Origin of the sequence: Luteimonas deserti, from assembly GCF_013425765.1 — a bacterium.
In the GTDB taxonomy this organism is placed as follows: domain Bacteria; phylum Pseudomonadota; class Gammaproteobacteria; order Xanthomonadales; family Xanthomonadaceae; genus Luteimonas; species Luteimonas deserti.
This window is the reverse complement of record NZ_JACCJZ010000020.1, coordinates 158,636-178,259: the sequence shown is the minus strand read 5'-3', so window position 1 is coordinate 178,259 and position 19,624 is coordinate 158,636. Positions and strand designations below refer to the sequence as shown.

Genomic DNA, 19,624 nt, shown 5'->3' with positions numbered 1-19,624 from the left:
GCATCCCGTCATTCCGCACAGGCGGGAATCCAGTAACCGCGCGGGCACGAACCGAGGCCACTGCCTGCCTGTATCTGTAAGCCCGCCGAGACCGGTGTTTCCCCACGCGAGTACCTGCCGGCACCCGCGTAGCAGCGTCTACGCCACCAGACCGGGCTGGCGATCCGGGCAATCGCGGCCCACGCCGCGGCCAGGCCCCGGCCACGGGATCCGGCGTGTCCGCGGCGAGCGCCGCGACGCAGTCCGGCGACACCGACGCCGACTGCACTCGACGGCAATTCCGGCGCGGCGGGGTCACGGACGATGTCCCGTCGCGCCAACTCCACGCCATGCGCCGAGAGGCGATCGCCTTCTTCGCGGACCGTGAGCATCACCAGGCGCCCATCGGGATGGGCGAGCCGCTCGAGCCCGGCGTCACGTGCGTCGCCGCGCACAGCACCCCGCGCAGCGCGCCGATCACCCGCAGACATGCCCCCGCCCAGCTGGGCCAGCGTGTACGGCCCTGTCCTGCGGGCGCAGTGCATCGCGCATGTCGGGACTGCGCAGCGACACACTGCAGATCGTCCAGCCCGGGTCTCCGGCCAGGACATCGTCCACGTAGACCGCGTGATGCGCCCAATGGAATTCGCCTACGCCCAGGTGGACGATGCCGATGCCGATGCCGATGCGGGTGCGGGTGCGCGCGCAGGTGCGCGTGCGCGAGTACGCGGATCGCGCGACCGTGGGGAGCGCGGCGACGCAGGCGTCCGACGGCGGTGGCCTCATCGCTCGTCGCGTGCGTACGGGCCCAGCGTCACGCCGACGAAGCCGCCGGCATCGTCGGTACTGAGCATGGTCGCGTCCGCGCCCTCCAACAGCGTCTGCCAGTCACCGTCGTCGGCTGCGTATGCGAATGCGATCGCGCCCTCGTCGCCCGCGATCCGCAGGCGCAGCGCGTCCGCGGTCGCGACCGTGCGCGTGGCCAGCACCTCGACGGTCGCGCCCTCGCCCTTGGCGCGCTCGACGAACAGCTGCAGCGCGTCGTCGGCATCGCGGCGTGCACCGACGACGTACCAGTGGTTGCCGCTCTGAAAGGCCGCGAGGCCCGCGGCCACGCCCGCGGTCGGCGGCACGAGCGCGGCACTGGCCTCGAACACCAGATGCTGCTGGCGACGCGCGAGGAAGGACGGGTTGCCGAGCGTGTCGAGACCCTCGCGCAGCGGATGGATCGCGAGCCGGCCGGGGTGCAAGGCCAGATCCGCCCAGTCGCGCTTGGGCACGCGCACGAACATCCATTCGCGTCCGAGTTGCGGCGTGTCGAACTCGTCGCGCACGGTGAAGTTGCCCGACATCGGCGCCTGATCGGCCGTCCGCGTCATCCACGACGGCGCCGGCAGCGTGTACGGGATGGTTTCGCCCAGCGGCAGGATGGTCGGCCAGCCGTCGTTCCAGGTCACCGGCAGCAGAAAGGTCTCGCGGCCGGTGTTGTACTGGCGCACGTCGTAGTTGCGGCTGGCCAGGAACACCGCCCACCAGCTGCCGTCCGGGCCTTCGACCATGTCGACGTGGCCGGCGTTGGTGATCGGCAGGTCGCGATCGGGCGGCAGGTCACGCTGGGTGAGGATCGGGTTGTGTTCGTAGGGAACGTAGGGTCCCCAGACATCGCGGCTGCGCAGCACGACCTGCGAATGCTGCGGCCCGGTGCCGCCCTCCGCATTCGACAGCACGTACCAGCCGTCGACCTTATAGATGTGCGGGCCTTCGATCCAGATCGGGTTCTCTTCCGGCTTCACGCCGCCGTCGATCAGCACCTTGCGCGGGCCGAAGGGCGTCAGCGTGTCGATGTCGATCGCCTGCATCCAGATCGCGCGGTGGCCGTCGTAGCGCACCGGCACCTCGGGCTCGTCGTTGTTGAGGATGTAGGCGCGACCGTCATCGTCGAAGAACAGCGAGGGATCAATGCCGCCGATGCCCGGCAGCCACACCGGGTCCGACCAGGGCCCGGCAGGATCGGTCGCGGTGACGATGAAGTTGCCGCCGCCGTCGACCGAGGTATTGACCACGTAGAAGGTGCCGTCGTTGTATTCGATCGTCGGTGCGAACACGCCGCGCGACAGGCCGAGGCCGTCGAAATCCAGCTGGCCGGGGCGATGGATCGCACTGCCCACCTGCGTCCAGTGCACCAGGTCCTCGCTCTCGAACACCGGGATGCCGGGGAAATAGGTGAACGTGGAATGCACCATGTAGAACTTGCCGCGCGCGGCGACGATGCTCGGATCGGAGTGGAAGCCGGCGAGGATCGGACTGCGGAAATGCCCCTCGGGCAGCGGCAACTCGAACGCGCGATCGCGGCCGGTGTATTCGAACCAGTCGAACAGGACGGGGGCGGCCGTGCCGGTTACCGCGGGCGCGGGGTCCGCCGGCGTTCGGGCGATGACGCTGCTGCTCGCGCCGGCCGCGGCCAAGACCACGAGCGCGCAGAGCAGCGTGCTGCGGAACCTCATGGCGCGGCGCTCCACGGTCGGGACCGGTGTCGCTGCAGTGTCGGATCGTTTCATCGTCGCATCTCCATGGACTGGACCTGCCTGCGGCAGGCGGGATTTTCAGCGGATCTCGATCTCGAACGGGCCCGCGGGCTGGTCGGCGGCATCGAACAGGTTGACCAGCGGCGCATCGGCCCAGGCGTGGCGCACGCGCATCGGCACCGGGCCGTCGCCGGTGTGCAAGCGCACCCGGCGACCGTCCACCCGCGCATCGACGAACCGGCAGCTGCCGGCCGCCGCCCCGCACAGCTCGAAGCCGACAGGCCCGGCCGCGCCGTACGCGACCAGGGCGCCCTCGACATCGGCGAACGTCACCACCACGTCGTCGCCCTCGCGGCGCGCCTGCTGCGGCACGGGACCGGACGGCGCGATTCGCTCGCCGTAGACCGCCTGCCGCGCGGCACGCGCCAGGCGCGTGCCGAGCACCTGCTTGTTGGCGGGATGGATGTCGTAGCGGTCGCCGATGTCGATCGTCACCGCGAGCGCGCTGTGCGGATCGGTGGCCACGACGCGTTGCGCCTCGCGCAAGGCCGCCCAGTCGCTGTCGCCGGGCGTGTCGGCAGGCGTGCCGTAATTGGCAAGCTGGACGACGAGAAATGGCAGCTCGGGATTCCCGAAGCGCCCGCGCCAGTCGTCGCGCAGGCCGCGCAGCAGGCCGGCGTAGGCTCCGGCCTCGAAGGTATTGGATTCGCCCTGGTACCAGAGCATGCCGCGCAGGCGCATGCCCGACAGCGGCGCGATCATGCCGTTGTACAGCGTCGACAGTCCGGACGCCGACTGCCACGGCGCGCGCGGCGGCGAGCCGACCGCGTTCGGCACCACGCGATAGCGCCAGCCGCCATCGAGCGGCACCGTGCTGCCGTCGGCGAAGTTCAACGCATGCGCGGACGCCGGCCCGGCCAGCCCGCCCTCGCGATAGGTGTCGAGCACGTTGACGACGATGGGGTTGTCGCCGGCGCGCAGCAGGCCGTCAGGCAGTGCGTAGGTGCGCGGCGTGCCGGCGCCGTAGGTGCTGCCGACGGCCTGGCCGTTGACCCAGGTGGTGTCCATCTCGTCGGCCGGCCCGAGCACGAGGATCGCCGGCTGCGCGGCCTGCTCCCCGGTCAGCGACACCTGCGTGCGATACCACAGCATGCCGTCGAACGCGGCGAGCTCCGGCACGCCCCAGCGTTCCCAGGCGCCGAGATCGCGCGGTGCATCGCGCCAGTCCGCGCCGCTGGCGTCGCCCGCCCAGGGACGGTCATCGGCGGCGATGCCCGGGCGCTGTCGCCACCAGCCGGTCCACACCTGCCCCCAGCGCGCGACGGCGGCGTCGGGCGCGTCGGCATACAGCGCCAGCACGTCGAGTTCGGCGTCGAGCCCGCCGCCGGCACGCAGTGCGTCGGCACTGGTCCAGGCCTGGATGCGCGAGCCGCCCCACGCCGCGTTGACCAGGCCCATCGGCACGTCGACGGTCTTCTGCAACTCGCGCGCGAAGTAGTAACAGGCCGCCGAGAAATCCCGGATCGAATCGGGGGTCACGGTGTGCCAGCGCGTCTCGGCGCCGAACCGCGCCTGCGGCGCCGGGTGTCCGGCCTGCGGCACGGTCAGCAGACGGATCGTGTCGCTGTCCGCGCCGGCGATCTCCGCGCGCGCATCGAGCGAGCGCCAGACCTGCAGCTCCATGTTCGATTGTCCGGAGCACAGCCAGACATCGCCGATCAGCACATCGGCGACGGTGCGGGACGCCTCGCCGGCGCGTGCGGTCAGCGTGTGCGGCCCGCCGGCAGGAAGCGCCGGCAGTTCAACGGACCATTGCCCCGCGGCGTCCGCGCGTGCACTGCGACGATGGCGCGCCAGTGCGACCTGCACGGTCGCACCGGGCGCCGCCTCGCCCCAGATGCGGATCGGCTGGTCGCGCTGGAGTACGGCCTGATCCTGGAACAGCGGATGCAGCAGTGCCGCTTCGGCGTCGTCGGCCATCGCCGGTGCGAACGCTGCGAGGCCGAGCAGCAGCATCGCCAGTCCGATGGGGGCATGTGCACCGGCCGGCCGACGCGGGACACCGGCAGACGCGCGATTCACTGCGTGTCCCCCGGCGCATGCGGAAACTCCAGCGCCTTGTAGTACCCGAGCGGATGCGGCGGCGGCGCCACGCCCGCGGGCAGCGGCAGGCCGGAGATCGACTGGAAATACGCGATGCTGGCATCGCGCCACCATTGCGCCTCGTCCTGCTGGATCGCGAGGAATGCGGCGACCTGCGCATGCCGCTCGGCATCGATGCGGCCGTCGAGACCGGCCCAGGTCGCGCGCATGTCGCGCACCGTGCCCACGCCACGGTCGTAGCGCAGCACCAGCTCGTCCCACAGCGGACGCCCGCTGCGCATCGGATGGTTCCATGGCACGTGGTGGAACCACAGCAGGAATTCCTCGGGCGTGCGCGCGACGTCGTCGAAGATCTCGGCCACCGGCGGCGCGTACTGCGACACCGCATCGCTGCCGCGCCGCGTGCGGTCGAAGCCGATACCGTTGGCGTCGGCGCGGTGGAAATACACCGACGTCCAGTCCGCGCGCGGACCGCCTTCCACCCACGGCCCGGGCCCGTAGTGGTGGCCGCGGCCCATCACGTGGTGCAGGCCCAGCGCGCCGGTGTAATCCACCACCGCCTCGCGCGAGGCCATCATCATGCCGACCACCGGCTCGACGACGGCCGGATCGTTGGAGAACGTCATCCGCGTCCATTCGGCCGCGATATCGCGCGACGCCAGATCCGGATTCCACGCCAGGCGCCCGAACGCGTACCAGTTGGCCTGGTCGAAGTGCGAGCCGCTCCAGTTGCGGTCGCTGCCGATGTTGGCGACGCCGGCGATGCCGGTCAGTGCGTGGCCGTCGAGCGAGCCGTCGATCACGCGCGCGACGGTCGAACCCGGCCCCTGCACCTCCGTGTCGGCGTCCAGCACCTCTTCGTACAGCGGTGCCTTGTAGGCCAGATGGGTCGAGAAGCCGAGATATTCCTTGGTGATCTGGAACTCCATCATCAGCGGCGTCTTCGGCATTGCGCCGAACAGCGGATGGAAGGGCTCGCGCGGCTGGAAATCGATCGCGCCGTTCTTGACCTGCACCAGCACGTTGTCGCGGAACGTGCCATCGAGCGGCACGAACTCGTTGTAGGCCTGCTTGGCGCGGTCCACGGGCTCTTCGTCGGAATAGACGAACGCGCGCCACATTACGATGCCGCCGTGCGGCGCCACCGCATCGGCCAGCATGTTGGCGCCGTCGGCGTGGCTGCGGCCGTAGTCCTGCGGCCCCGGCTGGCCTTCGGAATTGGCCTTGACCAGGAAGCCGCCGAAATCGGGATTCAGCGCGTAGACCTCGTCGGCCTTCGTCTTCCACCAGCGCTGCACGCCGGCATCGAGCGGATCGGCCGTCGCGAGGCCGCCGATCTCCATCGGCGCGCTGAAACGCGCGCTCAGATAGACCTTCATGCCGTAGGGCCGCAGCATGCCGGCGATCGCCGCGACCTTGTCGAGGTACATCGGCGTCAGCACCTCGGCATTGGCGTTGACGTTGTTGAGCACGGTGCCGTTGATGCCGATCGACGCGTTGGCACGCGCGTAGTCGGTGTAGCGCGGGTCGAGCCAGCCCGGCAGGCGGTGCCAGTCCCAGATCGACTGGCCGGCGTAGCCGCGTTCGACGTAGCGGTCGAGGTTGTCCCAGTGGTTGAGCACGCGCACCGCGATGCGCGGCGTTTCGTGGATGTCGAGATCGCGCAGCGGCTGTCCGGTCTGCAACAGGCGCAGAACGTGAAACGCACCGTACAATGCCCCGACATCCTCGTTCGCAGCCACGACGGTCGTTGCATGACCGTCGACGACCGCGCTGCGAATGCGATAACCCTCGCGCCCCAGCCCGTCGAGATCGAGCCCCAGGCGCGCGATCTGCGGTGACGAGGCCGGCGTTCCGACCAGCAGTCCACCGGCGCGCGTGACCGTCTTCGCGCCGACCGGCGCGGCCCCCGAGAGGGCCTGGAGCCCACGCTGCAGCTCGTGTTGCGTCGCCTTCTGCACCGGCGAATCGGCGATGGCCACCAGTTGCGAGATGCCGGGTGACGCCGTCGCGGATGCGGCGCCGGGCGCCGCGTAACGCAGCCACAGCTGGTAGCCGTCCTCGGCCTGCAGCGCGGGCGCGCCGGCGAGCAACGTGATCCCAAACAGCAACGACAGCGCGAACCGGACGGCGCGCGGCCGGCGCATCTCGCCGGTCGCAGGAGTTAGCGGTAACATCTTCGGCATATGGATTCCTTCCCCGGAACCGGCTTTCATGCGCATGGGCCCGCCGCGTACCACGGGCATGGCCCATCGCCTGGCGAGTGAAGGAACGGACGTTGGAGAAGACCAAGAAATCGGTGCGCCGCAAGACCCGCGGCGTCACCATCGCCGAAGTCGCAGAGCTCGCCGGCGTGTCGCCGATGACCATCTCGCGGGTGATCAACGGACAGGGCAAGGTGCGCGAGAGCACGCGCGAGCGCGTGATGCGCGCGGTGCGCGAACTCAATTACACGCCGAACCTCGCGGCCAGTTCGCTCGCTGCCGCCCAGCACACGCGTATCGCGCTGGTGTACACCAACCCCAGCGGCGCGTATCTGCGCGAACTGCTGCTGGGTCTGCTGCGCGTGGCCTCGGGCACGGCCATCCAGCTGGTCATCGACTACTGGGACGAACTCGACGCCGATGCCGAGCGCAAGGCCGCGCGCGCGCTCGCCAAGCGCGTCGACGGCGTGATCCTGCCGCCGCCGTTGTGCGAATCCAAGGCGGCGGTGACCGAATTCGTGCGCGCGGGCGTGCCGGTGGTCGCCATCGCGTCGGGACGCTTCAGCGACGACATCTCCTGCGTGCGCGTCGACGAGTTCCGCGCCGCGAAGGAAATCACCGGGCATCTGATCGAGCACGGCCACACCCGTATCGCCTGCATCAAGGGCGGCACCTACCTCAGCGCCACCGCGCGGCGTTTCGAGGGCTTCAAGGCGGCGCTGACCGAGGCCGGCATCCCGCTCGACGCAGGCCTCGTCCAGCAGGGCGACTACACCTACCGCTCCGGGCTGGCCGCCACCGAGACGCTGCTCGCACTGCGCAAGCCGCCGACCGCGATCTTCGCCAGCAACGACGACATGGCCGCCGCGGCGATTTCGGTCGCCCACCGGCGCGGCCTCGATGTGCCGCGCGACCTGTCGGTCGTCGGATTCGACGACAGCTCGGCCGCGACCACGGTCTGGCCCGAGCTGACCACGATCAACCAGCCGATCGAGGCGATGACCAACACCGCGATCGAAGTGCTGGTGCGCGGCATCCGCCGCAACGACAGCACCACGCGGATCCTGTCCGACCACGTGATCGCACACCGCCTGATCGCGCGCGCCTCGGTCGCGCGTCCGTCCGCGACGAAGTAGTCGCTGCCCGCCGGGCCGGCCCGCCGACGTCGCGGGCCGTTCCCGGGCTGCTGCGTCGGCGACCCGGACCGGCATAGTGTCGCTCAGCGCAGCAGGTGCTGATTGAGCAGGTTCTCGAAGGCCTCCTGGCGGCCACTGCGCTGCTGCGGCTCACCGGCCTTCGCGGCGATCCCGTGCAGATCGGCCAGTGACAGGCCGCCCTGCTCGAAGACCTGGCCGTCACCGGAATCGAAGCTCGCGTAGCGCTCCTTGCGCCACTGCTCCCACGGCGAACTTTCGAGCAACGCGTGCGCCACTTCGAGACCGCGCGCGAACGCATCCATACCGCCGATGTGCGCGATGAAGATGTCCTCCATGTCGGTGGATTCTCGGCGCGGCTTGGCGTCGAAGTTCAGGCCGCCTTCCAGGCCACCCTGGCGCAGCACCACCAGCATCGCGCCGACGGTGTCGTAGAGATCGGTCGGGAACTGGTCGGTATCCCATCCGTTCTGCGGATTGCCGCGGTTGGCGTCGATGCTGCCGAGCAGCCCGTGATCGCTGGCGACCTGCAGATCGTGCTCGAAGGTGTGCCCCGACAGCGTCGCGTGGTTGGCCTCGATGTTGAGCTTGAAATCCTTCTCCAGCCCGTGCTCCTTGAGGAAGCCGGCGACTGTCGCGCTGTCGAAATCGTACTGGTGCTTCATCGGCTCCATCGGCTTGGGCTCGATCAGGAAATTGCCCTTAAGTCCGATGCTGCGGCCGTAGTCGCGTGCCATGGTGAGGAAACGCGCCATGTGCGCGAGTTCGCGCTTCATGTCGGTGTTGTGCAGGCTGGCATAGCCTTCGCGGCCACCCCAGAACACGTAGTGGTCGCCGCCCAGTTCCACCGTCGCCTCGAGCGCGGCCTTGACCTGCACGGCCGCGCGCGCGACGACGGCGAAGTCCGGATTGGTCGATGCACCGTTCATGTAGCGCGGATGCGAGAACAGGTTCGCCGTGCCCCAGAGCAGGCGCATGCCCGTGGCCTGCTGGCGTTCCTTTGCCAGTGCCACCATGTGTCTGAGGTTCGCCTCGTACTCGCCGATGTCGTCCGCATCCGGCGCCAGGTCGATGTCGTGGAAGCACCAGTACGGCACACCGAGCTTGGTGAAGAACTCGAACGCGGCGTCGAGCTTGGCTTCGGCGGCTGCGAGCGGAGCGCCCGTCTCCCAGGGGAACCGGCGCGTGCCGGGGCCGAACGGATCCTGGCCCGAGTTGCAGAACGTATGCCAGTAGCAGACGGCGAACCGCAGGTGCTCGGCCATGGTCTTGCCGCCGACGCGGCGATCGCCCTCGTAGACCTTGAAGGCCAGCGGATTGTCGGAGCCGCGGCCCTCGAAGGGGATGCTGCCGATGCCGGGGAAGTATTCCCGGGCGCCAATGAAAGGGTGCTTGCTCATGTCGGGTCTCGTGTGGGCCTAGAATGAATGCGGAATACGGCTGCGTGGTCGGGCATGTCCACGGTGCCGGGACGGACGGTCGGCTACGCGGAGGATGCCGCTGCTGCGGCGTACACCGGGCGTGCTGCATCGAGATGGCGCAGGAACCGCCGGTATGCCGGTGCGTACCTGCGCACGCGCTCCGGATCCGGCGTGGAGGCCAGCGCCGGATCGACCGCGACGTGCGCGGCGGCGACCTCGGCCAACGTGTTCGAATCCCCCTGTGCACGCTGCAGGGACCACAGCGCCTGCAGCGCCGCGCCGAAGGCGGCACTCTCGACCTGCGCCGGCACGTCGACCGGCAAGTCGAACACGTCGGCCACCATCTGCCGCCATGCGGCACTGTTGGCACCGCCGCCGGTGAGCGCGATGCGTTCGAAGCCCATCCCCGCGCCGACGAACGCGTCGTAGCCGTAGCGCAAGCTGAAGGTGGCGCCTTCCATCGCCGCGCGATAGAGGTGGGCCTCGTGCATGTTGTGCGCGGCGAGCCCCGCCAGCACGCCCTTGCCCAGGGGCAGATCGGGGGTGCGTTCGCCATTGAGGAACGGAAGGAAGGTCAGGCCGTCGGCGCCGGGCGGTGTCGCCTCGACACGTGCATCGCCGTCGCGCGTGCTGAAGCCGAACATGCGCGCGACGTGTTCGGTCACCACGGTGCAGTTCATCGTGCAGATCAGCGGCAGCCAGCCGCCGCTGGACGAACAGAACGCGGCCCACGCGCCGGCGTCGTCGACGATCGGCCGGTCGGCGTAGGCGAACAGCGTGCCCGAGGTGCCGAGACTCATCGTCAGCCGTCCCTCCGCGACGCAGCCGGTGCCGATCGCGGCCATCATGTTGTCGCCGCCGCCGGCCGAGATGCGCACCTGTGGAGACAGCCCGAGCGCGCTGGCCATGGCCGCGGTGATCGGGAAGCTGGCATCCGCCTCCACCAGCGGCGGCAGGCAGGCGCCGAGGTCACGCTCCGCATCCGTTGCCGCGAGCATGGCCGCCGACCAGGCACGCGTGCGCACGTCCAGCCAGCCGGTGCCCGATGCGTCCCCGTGTTCGCAGTAGCGCTCGCCGGTCAGCACGAAATTCAGATAATCGTGGGGCAGCAGGATGGTCGCGAGCCGGGCGTACACGTCCGGCCGATGCCGGCGCGTCCACGGCAGCTTGGACGCCGTATAGCCCGCGAGAATCGGATTGCCCGCCTCCGCGATGCAATTTGCCGCGCCGCCTGCCGCCTGCATGATCTGCTCGCACTCGGCGCTGGTGCTGGTGTCGCACCAGAGCTTGGCCGGCGCAAGCACGTCACCGGCAGCGTCCACCGGCACGAAGCCGTGCTGCTGGCCCGACACCCCGATCGCGACGATCCGGCGCCGCACGCCCGCATCGATCGCCCCGAAGCAGGCGCGCATCGCATTGACCCACGCCGCGGGATGCTGCTCCCGGCTGCCGTCGTCGCGGCTGGCCAGCTCGAGCGGCGCACTCGCGCCCGCGATCACCGAGCGCGCCTGCGCGTCGTAGATGACCAGCTTGACGCTCTGGGTGCCCGCATCGAGCCCCGCGACCACCGTCATGCGCAGCCCCCGGACACGGAAAAGTTAGCGCTAACATTTCGCGACACAAAAAAAAGAGACTGCGGAAGGACGACTGGCGACATGGCGCGATGCGGGACGAAAAAGACAGTCTCCGCACTCTAGCAGCTACGTCGGAAGATGCTTGCTGCGGTGCGGAATCTCCAAGCCCGAACGCGTTGCATCGACGTGCCGACCCTCGCCCGGAAATGCGCAAAGCCATGTGCGCCCATCGTATCCGCGGCGCGGACACCCGGCCGCGGCACGACACTTGACGCCAGACGCTGCACATTGCTGCATCCCGCTGTCCACATGCACTGTGGATGGCGTGATGACAAAGGTGTGGATAAGCGCGGGCATGCCGCGCCAGCAGCGGCGTCGCGACGCGTGGTCAGGAAATCGCCACGCCCCGCATCGGCCCTGAAACCAGCGCTTGATCCGCGCACCCGGATGTGTCGTGCGCGACCGCAACGGGTGCGCAGCGTGGGCGCACGGCCCGTCCGATGACGGCGAACTTTGCTCGCGCGCAGACCACTGGCGCAGGCAGCGCGTCTGGACACGGACGGGAGGCGGCAGCATCCATCGGGCCCGCCGCACCCGGTTCGGCGAGGCCGCCCTCGCATGTGTGTCGTCTCCGGCCAGGCGCCGGACAAGCGACGGTGCAGCAGGCAACGTACCGCGGCGGCGGCCGCCCTCCGACGCTGCAGCCCGGACATGCCTCGCGCACGCGCGCAGCCTGATCGTCGCGAAGCCCCGCCTGGAGTATCCATCCGACGTGACCCGGCGCGAACCGTCACCCGCCTCCATGCGGTGGTCGATACGGACACCCGCATGCAAGCAGACAGGGGAAGCGGAGGATCACGACGCGCGGTCGCCAGGCGATGCTCACGTCGCAATGCCTGTGGCGCGTCGGGCGGCGTCGGGGGCGCTGAGTCCCGCGGCGCCAACGGCCGGGTTCGCCACGCAGGATCCCCCGTGTGCCGAGCGCTGGGCTGGCAATTGCGCACCCGCTCCGCGCCAAGGTCGCGCAATTCGAGGCAGGGGCTCGCCGCATGCCGCTGCTCCGTGGCGAGTCTCCGATCCCCTCCCCGCCAGTGCGGCGGGCCGCACACAGGATCAGGCCGAGCGCCCAGGTCGAGGGCCAGTTCTGCGGGATCCGCATCGGGGCTGCACCGGGCAAGCGCCTGTTCGCGGAGGCGGACGCCCCGGGTGCTGTCGAAGACTGCGGCCGATGCCATGGGTCACTGGCGGCATCACCGTTGCCGGCCGATCCGCCCGCGCGGACTGCTCACTCAGCGGACGATGGCCGCTCGCGAGCCGTGTCCGGGCACGGAGCCAGGCGCCCGGCGCGCTTCAAGCCCGCAGCGTGGCGCCGCCGTCGACGTAGAGATCGCTCATCGCGATGTGGCCTGCCTGGTCCGACAGCAGGAACATCACCGCGTTCGCGATGTCCCCGGGTTCGGCCAGCTTGCCCAGCGGGATGCCGCTCTTGAAGGTTTCGAGCGTGCCGGCGATCGTGCGCGCCTCGCCCCCGGTGTCGGTCCACATGCCGGTCTGCATCGGCGTGCGTGTCGAGCCCGGTGCGACGATGTTGCAACGGATCCCGAGCGGTGCCAGTTCCAGGCCGAGACAGCGCACGAACATCGCCGCCGCGGCCTTGGATGCCGCGTAGGCCGCCATGTTCTGGCGCGGGACGCCCGCGGCGTTCGAGCCGACGGTGACCATCGCACCGCGGCGCCGTGGCGCCATCACCCGGGCCAGCGCCTGGGAGACATGGAACACGCCGTCGGTGTTGACCGCGAACGTGCGGCGCCATTCGTCGGTCGTGAGCTCCAGCACCGGTGCGGTCGACAGCACGCCGGCCACGTTGACGGCGACATCGATGGGCCCCAGGTCCGCTTCGACATGCGCCACCAGGGCATCGACCGCGGCCGCGTCGGTGACGTCGAGCACGAACGAATGCTCGCCGTGCTCGGACGACGGCGCGACGCGATCGCTCGCAACGACCACCGCGCCACTGTCACGCAAGGCCCGCACCACCGCTGCACCGATGCCACCGGCGGCGCCGGTGACGAGGGCGATCTTTCCGTCGAAGCCTGTGAGTTGCATGCGGATGTCCCGGATCGGTGATGGCGGTGGGGAGTGGGAGGCACGCCCGGTCTCGCGATGCGCCTGCCCCACCGCGATTGTAGGAGCGCGCTCCTACATGGGGTCGAACATCGCCAGCCGGACATCGAGCAACGGCGCAATGCGCGCGGTCGCATCGCGGCCGGTCAGCTCGGCATGCAGGAACGGCAGTTCGATCGAATCGACCTGCGCCGCATGCGGCGCCCACAGCGCCGACTGCAGTTGCGGCTGGTCGGCGTGGTCGCGTCCGGCGCGGACATGCAGCAGAGCGCCGTCGAAATATCCATGGTGATGCAGGCGCACGAGCCGGTTGGTGTCGGTGACCGCCCGCACCACGCCGTCGAGCACGGCCCCGGGCAGGTTGCCGAGCGCGCTGTCGCCGCGGCGCAGGAAGTCGACGATGGCTTCGCGGCTCTGCAGCTCCGGATACGCGTCCGGGTCATAGCCGGCGATCGCCAGCAAGGCCCGCAACGCAGCGACCGGATCGGGTTCGGGTTCCGCCCGCCACACCTCGGCCGGATACGCGTCGAGCAATGCGAGCACACCGATCTCGCGGCCGAGGGCGCGCAGGCGCACGGCCATGGCCTGGGCGAGGATGCCGCCGACCGACCAGCCCAGCAGATGCACCCGGCCCGTCGGCTGCAGCGCGATGACGCGTCCGGCGTACTCGGCCGCCAGGGCATCGATGCTGCCCGGCAGCGGCTCGGCGAGATCGAGCGCCGGCGACTGCAGGCCGTAGACGCTGCGCGCCGGCGCGAGGCTGCGCGCCAGTTCGCGGTAGCACCAGGCGATGCCACCGGCAGGATGCACCACGAACACCGGTGCATGCTGCGCCTCGCCCTGCGCGAGTGCGATCACCGGCGCCAGGCCATGGTCGGGATCCTCGCCCGCGCCGGCATCGAGCGCGGCAGCCAGTCCTGCGACGGTCGGGCTGGCGAACAGGGCGCCGAGTCCGGGATCGCGACCGAAGCGCTGCTGGATTGCGAGCAGCAGATGCACGGCGAGCAGCGAATCACCGCCGAGCGCGAAGAAATCCGCATCCGCGCCGACGCGCTCGATGCCCAGCGCTTCGGCGAACAGCGCCGCGAGTGCGGTCTCGGTCGGCGTGCGCGGCGGCGCGAGCGGGCCGACTTCGAATGCGGGCGCCGGCAGCGCGTCGCGGTCCAGCTTGCCGTTGGCGGTGACCGGCCAGTCGGCGAGTGCGACGAAGGCGGCCGGTACCATGTAGTCCGGCAACTGCGCGGCGATGGAAGCGCGCAGTGCCGCGGCATCGAATTCACCGGTTGCTTGCAGATAGCCGACGAGTCGCCGATCCCCTGCCCGGTCCTCGCGCACGATGACCGCCGCCTGCGATGCGAATCCGCTGCCGACCATCGCCGCTTCGATCTCGCCCAGTTCGATGCGCAGGCCGCGCAGCTTGACCTGGTGATCGCTGCGGCCGAGGAACTCGAGCGCGCCGTCATCGCGCCAGCGGGCGAGATCGCCGGTGCGGTAGATGCGTTCGCCGGGCCGATGCGGATCGTCGCAGAAGCGCTCGGCGGTCAGATCGTCGCGGCCCAGATACCCGCGCGCGAGCTGCACGCCGCCGAGATACAGATCGCCGACCACACCGGGCGGCAGCGCGCGCATGCGTGCATCGAGCACGTATAGACGGGTGTTCCAGACCGGGAAGCCGATCGGCACCGGGCGCGAGGTGTCCTGCGCGCCCGCCGGCCAGAAGCTGACGTCGACCGCGGCTTCGGTCGGGCCGTAGAGGTTGTGCAGTTCCGACTTCATGGACGCGTGGAAGCGGTCGCGCAGATCCGCATCCAGCGCTTCGCCGCTGACGAACACGCGACGCAGCGACAGCCCGCGGGCTTCCGGTGCTGCGAGGAACGCGGCCAGCATCGACGGCACGAAATGCAGCGTGGTGATGCCGCACTCACGCACCAGCCGCGCGATCGCGACCGGATCGCGGTGCGCGTCAGGCGGCGCGACCACCAGCGTGGCGCCGGCGAGCAGCGGCAGGAAGAATTCCCAGACCGAAACGTCGAACGTGGCCGGAGTCTTCTGCAGGATGCGGTCGGAGGCGTCGATGCCGTAGTGGCTACGCATCCATTCGAGTCGGTTGACGATCGCGCGATGCTCGACGACGACGCCCTTCGGCGCGCCGGTCGAGCCGGAGGTGTAGATGACGTAGGCCGCGTGCTGCGGGGCGACCGCCGGCAGCGCGGTGTCGCCCGCGGTCCGCGGCCATTCGCGCGGTGCCAGACGCGGCACGGCGTCCGGCCAATCGATGCCGTCGTCATCGAGCGCGAGCAGCGCGACCGGCTGCGCGGACCGCAGGATGCGTGCACGCCGATCGATCGGATGGGCCAGGTCCATCGGCAGATACGCGGCCCCCGCGCGCAGCACGGCGACCAGCGCGACCACCAGTTCGATCGAGCGCGGCAGGGCGACCGCGACCACGGTGTCGGCCCCGGCGCCGCACGCCCGCAGCGCCTGCGCGAGCGCGCGGCTGCGGGTGTCGAGGTCGCGGTAGGTCAGCACCTTGCCGTCGAAGACCAGCGCCGGCGCATCGGGCGTCGTCGCCATCGACGCTTCGATCAGCGCGGTCAGCGTCGTGTCGGGAAGCGGATGCGCGGTGGCGTTGAAGTCGAACAGCGTCCGCGCGGCTTCGGCCGGCGTCGCCAGCGGCACGTCGTCGAGGCAGGCATCGGGTCGGGACGCGAGTTCGAATGCGGCGACGAGAAAACCGCGCAGCCGCGCCGCATGCGCGGCGACGTCCACGGCCGAATACAGATCGGGATTGGCCTCGATCTCGAGATCGAGCGCCTGCACGCCATCGCCCCGGAAGCCGAGTGTGATGTCGTCGACCGGTCCGGTCGCGAGGATTTCCATCGACGCGTGCGTGCCGGCGAGCGCCACTGGCCGGTAGAACGGCTGCACGTTGATCAGCGGACCATGCAGGCGGCGCTGGCCACCGATCAGGCCGAGGTCGCGCCGCAGCTGTTCACCGCGGTAGCGCCCATGCCGGCGGCCGCGCAGGAGGGCGCGGACCATCGTCTGCACGAATTCCGCGATGGGCGCATCGGGCGACGCGGGCACGCGCAGCGGCAGCACGTTCATGACCATCGCCGGCACCCGCGCGGATGCGCTGCCGAGGCGGCCCATGAAGGGCACGCCGACGACCGCCTCGCCCTGCCCGCCGAAACGCCGGCAGTAGGCGGCGGTGAGTGCGGTCAGCACATCGGGCCACGGCTGGCCGAGCGCCGCCGCCGCGCGTGCGAGGCGCTCACGGAACGCCGCATCGAGCGCTTCGACATGGCGCAGGCAATCAAACGCAGCGTGGGCGAAGCCGCCGCCGAGGCCGGTCGCGGCCGGCATGCCGGCCAACGTGTCGCGCCAGTAGGCCGCATCGGTCGCACGCTTCTCGGACGCGCGATACGCCGCGTCCTCGGCCAGCACGCCATCGAGCGGAGCGAAGGACCCAAAGGCAGATGCGTCGGCATACAGCGCGCAGGCGCGTTCGGTCAGCAGCGCCATGCCGTAGCCGTCGGTCGCGAGGTGATGCACGCGCAGATACCAGACGTAGCGATCACCACCGAGCACGTACAGACGTTGCAGCGCGAGGCGGTCGCGCGCCGGGTCGACCGGCGTCAGGCGATCGCGCGACATCCCCTCGCGTGCAACGGCTTCAGGCACAGCCTCGGCCGACAGATCGATGAGCTCGAGTGTCGGCGCGTGTCCCGGATCGATCCATTGCACAGGCCCATCGCCGGTCTCGCGCATGCGCAGCGCAAGCGCCGGCGCCTCGGCGGCCGCCCGGTTCGCCGCGCGCGTGAAGGCCGCCACATCCAGCGCGCCGTCGATCCACAGCGCGTGCGCGGTGTTGAACGCCGGGTTGTCCGGCGCCAGTCGCTGCGCATACCAGAGCCCGGCCTGCGCTTCGGTCAGCGGCCGGGCCGTGGCCGATGCGGGGGCATCGGTATCGACAGGTGACGCCTTCGGGCTCATCAGGCGGGCGTGTCGCGCTGCAGGCCCTGCACGACCTGCCACCAGCCGGCGAGCGTGGTGTGCTCGGCCAGATGCGAGAACTCCAGCGCGATGCCGTGTTCGCCCCAGGCCATCACCAGACCCAGCACGCGCATCGAATCGAGGCCGAGATCCATCAGGTTGTCGTCGTCGCCCACGTCCTCGGGCGCCTCGCCGACGAGCTTGGCGACGTCGGCGCGCATGCGCTCGAGGGTCAGCGGGCCGGTGCGGTCGGTGGTGGTCATGGCAGCAGTTCCAGAAGTCGGTCGGTGGTCAGCGGCACGCCGCAGGTGCGCGCGATCCAGTGCAGCGCGAGGTCGTGGTCGGCGCGCGAGAAATCGGCGATCGCGTCGGCGACGACGAAGGTCTCGATATCCCGCTGGAAGGCCTCGGTCGCCGTCGACAGCACGCCGATGTGGGCGTAGACGCCGGTGATCAGCAGCTGGTCACGGCCACGCGCGCGCAGCAGCGTGTCGAGATTGCTGCGCTGGAAGGCGCTGTAGCGATGCTTGACCAGCACGTGGTCGCCGTCGGCCGGTGCCAGGACGTCGATGATGGCTTCGTGTTCCGGGATCGCCTGCATGCCGGGGCCCCACAGATCGGCTTGCAGCCCGCGATCGCGCCGGTCCTGGTTGCCGCGCTGCGCGGTGAAGAACACCGGAATGCCGCGCTCGCGGCAATGCGCGAGCAGGCGCGCGAGGTTCTCGAGCGCGGGCGCCAACGGCGCGTCGTCCTGCGCGAATGCGGCGAGGAAATAGCGCTGCATGTCGTGGACGAGCAACGCGGCGCGAGAGGTTTCGGGCGTCCACTGGCCGCGCGCGGCCGGCAATTCGTCGGCCGTCGGCAGCGGATACGGTGCGATCTTCGGCAGGCCCATCAGCCGGCGTCCTTCTGCTCGTCGAGGAAACGCGCGCGCAGCTGCGCACGCAGTTCCCGCCTGCTGATCTTGCCGACCGCCGTGGTGCCGAACGCATCGACGAACACGATCTGGTCCGGCACCTTGAACGCGGCCAGGCCGCGTCCGCGCACCCAGGCCTTCAGCTCGGCCGGACGCGGCGTCGTATCGCCCGGAATCACGAACGCGCAGCTGCGCTCGCCGAGGAAGTCGTCGGGAATCGACACCACCGCGGCATCGAACACCTGCGGGTGCGCGAGCAGATGGTCTTCGATCTCCTCGGCCGAGATCTTCTCGCCGGCGCGGTTGATGTGGTCGGTTGCCCGGCCCTGCACGATCAGATGCCCGCTCGGCAGCCGCTGCACCATGTCACCGGTGCGGTAGAAGCCGTCGTCGGTGAACGACCGCGTGTTCGCCGCATCGTCGTTGTGATAGCCGCGGATCGTGTACGGGCCACGCGTGAGCAGATGGCCGATCTCGCCGTCGGCGACCGGGGCGCCGTGGTCGTCGACCACCAGCACCTCATCGTCGTCGCTGATCGGCCGGCCCTGTGTGGTCAGTACGAGTTCGTCGGGATCATCGAGGCGGGTGTAGTTCACGAGACCTTCGGCCATGCCGAACACCTGCTGCAGCCGGCAACCCAGGCCCGCGACCACGCGCCGCGCGGCTTCCGGCACCAGCTTGGCGCCGCCGACCTGCAGCACCTGCAGGCTCGACAGATCGAACGCGGTCTTGCCCGCGGCATCGGCCCAAAGCAGCGCCAGCGGCGGCACCAGGCCGACGCAGGTCACGCGCTCGCGTGCGACCAACGGAAACGCGGCGTCCGGCCCCGGACCGGGGCTCAGCACGACGCGCGCGCCGGCATACAGCGCGCCGAAGAAGCCCGGCGAACTCATCGGGAAGTTGTGCGCGGCCGGCAGCGCGACCATGTAGACGCTGTCCGCGCCGATACCGCACAGATCGTTGCTGGCGCGGAAGCTGTAGATGTAGTCGTCGTGGGTGCGCGGGATCAGCTTCGACAGGCCGGTGCTGCCGCCGGAAATCTGCAGGAATGCGACCGACTGCGGATCGGGATCGCCCGGCAGCGCATCGCGCGCGCCGTCGAGCGCTGCGATGGACACGAACTCCGCGGCATCTCCGACGACGAACACATGCCGCATCGCCGGCACTTCCGCCTGTAGCTGGCGGGCCAGTGCGCGGTAATCGAACGCCTCATAGCGCTCCGCGCAGACGTAGGCGCAGGCCTCGGCCTTGCGCGCGAAGTGCGCGACTTCGGTGAGACGGTGTGCGGGCAACGCGTAGACCGGCACCAGCTGCGCGCGGAACAGCGCGCTGACCACGGCGATGAATTCCGGGACGTTTCCCAGCTGCACCACCACACGGTCGCCCGGTGCAAGCCCCTGCGCGAGCAGGCCGGCGGCGATGCGCTCGGCCTCGGTCCACAGCTGCGCATAGGTCCAGCGCGTGTCGCCGCCGACGACGGCGATCGAGTGCGCGCAACGCGACGCGCGCTCGCGCAGGAAACCGGGGAAGGTCTCGCCGCGCCAGTGGCCCGCAGCGCGGTAGCGCGCGACGAATGCGTCGGGCCAGCGCTGAAGCAGCGGTATTCGGGGTGTCGGATCGGACATGCG

At 70.2% G+C, this 19,624-nt stretch carries 12 protein-coding genes; 1 reads left to right on the top strand and 11 read right to left on the bottom strand.

Annotation, left to right across the window (positions count from 1 at the left end; all coding sequences use genetic code 11):
• Nucleotides 1-456: 456 nt before the first annotated feature.
• The 4 genes from H0E82_RS16865 to H0E82_RS13370 all read right to left on the bottom strand — a co-directional run bounded on the left by H0E82_RS16865 (nt 457) and on the right by H0E82_RS13370 (nt 6,754).
• Nucleotides 457-765, bottom strand: coding sequence for a hypothetical protein (locus H0E82_RS16865; RefSeq protein WP_235974314.1), 309 nt, complete (start codon nt 763-765; stop codon nt 457-459).
• Entirely contained in the window at nt 762-2,483 is a 1,722-nt protein-coding gene (locus H0E82_RS13380) for a glycoside hydrolase family 43 protein (protein WP_180546566.1), read from the bottom strand. Before H0E82_RS13380 ends, H0E82_RS16865 begins: the two co-directional genes overlap by 4 nt.
• A gap of 99 nt (nt 2,484-2,582) precedes the next feature.
• A complete protein-coding gene (locus H0E82_RS13375) occupies nt 2,583-4,520 on the bottom strand; it encodes a sialate O-acetylesterase (RefSeq protein ID WP_235974356.1) in 1,938 nt (645 codons plus the stop codon).
• A 62-nt stretch (nt 4,521-4,582) separates the two neighbouring features.
• A complete protein-coding gene (locus tag H0E82_RS13370) occupies nt 4,583-6,754 on the bottom strand; it encodes an alpha-glucuronidase family glycosyl hydrolase (protein WP_425600353.1) in 2,172 nt (723 codons plus the stop codon).
• A 131-nt stretch (nt 6,755-6,885) separates the two neighbouring features.
• On the opposite strand from H0E82_RS13370, the gene H0E82_RS13365 reads away from it, so the two are divergent.
• Nucleotides 6,886-7,947 (top strand): LacI family DNA-binding transcriptional regulator, encoded by a 1,062-nt coding sequence (locus H0E82_RS13365; protein WP_180545950.1) that lies wholly within the window; start codon nt 6,886-6,888, stop codon nt 7,945-7,947.
• Between the two features lie 83 nt (nt 7,948-8,030).
• On the opposite strand, the gene xylA is transcribed toward H0E82_RS13365, so the two are convergent.
• From xylA to H0E82_RS13330, 7 genes are all read right to left on the bottom strand, one after another.
• The gene (xylA, locus tag H0E82_RS13360; protein ID WP_180545949.1) at nt 8,031-9,365 is read right to left on the bottom strand and encodes a xylose isomerase; all 1,335 of its coding nucleotides are present in this window, start codon (nt 9,363-9,365) and stop codon (nt 8,031-8,033) included.
• Between the two features lie 83 nt (nt 9,366-9,448).
• Nucleotides 9,449-10,960 carry a xylulokinase gene (xylB, locus tag H0E82_RS13355; protein ID WP_180545948.1) on the bottom strand — a complete coding sequence of 504 codons (1,512 nt, stop codon included), beginning with the start codon at nt 10,958-10,960 and terminating at the stop codon, nt 9,449-9,451.
• Nucleotides 10,961-12,310: 1,350 nt separating this feature from the next.
• Nucleotides 12,311-13,066, bottom strand: coding sequence for a 2,3-dihydro-2,3-dihydroxybenzoate dehydrogenase (gene dhbA / locus H0E82_RS13350; RefSeq protein WP_180545947.1), 756 nt, complete (start codon nt 13,064-13,066; stop codon nt 12,311-12,313).
• A gap of 93 nt (nt 13,067-13,159) precedes the next feature.
• Nucleotides 13,160-17,080: a non-ribosomal peptide synthetase gene (locus H0E82_RS13345; protein WP_180545946.1), complete on the bottom strand. Its 3,921-nt coding sequence runs from the start codon at nt 17,078-17,080 to the stop codon at nt 13,160-13,162.
• The gene (locus H0E82_RS13340) at nt 17,080-17,343 is read right to left on the bottom strand and encodes a phosphopantetheine-binding protein (RefSeq protein WP_180545945.1); all 264 of its coding nucleotides are present in this window, start codon (nt 17,341-17,343) and stop codon (nt 17,080-17,082) included. Before H0E82_RS13340 ends, H0E82_RS13345 begins: the two co-directional genes overlap by 1 nt.
• A complete protein-coding gene (locus H0E82_RS13335) occupies nt 17,340-17,975 on the bottom strand; it encodes an isochorismatase family protein (RefSeq protein ID WP_180545944.1) in 636 nt (211 codons plus the stop codon). Before H0E82_RS13335 ends, H0E82_RS13340 begins: the two co-directional genes overlap by 4 nt.
• Nucleotides 17,975-19,621, bottom strand: coding sequence for a (2,3-dihydroxybenzoyl)adenylate synthase (locus tag H0E82_RS13330; RefSeq protein WP_180545943.1), 1,647 nt, complete (start codon nt 19,619-19,621; stop codon nt 17,975-17,977). The genes H0E82_RS13335 and H0E82_RS13330 overlap by 1 nt, the downstream gene beginning before the upstream one ends.
• Nucleotides 19,622-19,624: the final 3 nt, after the last annotated feature.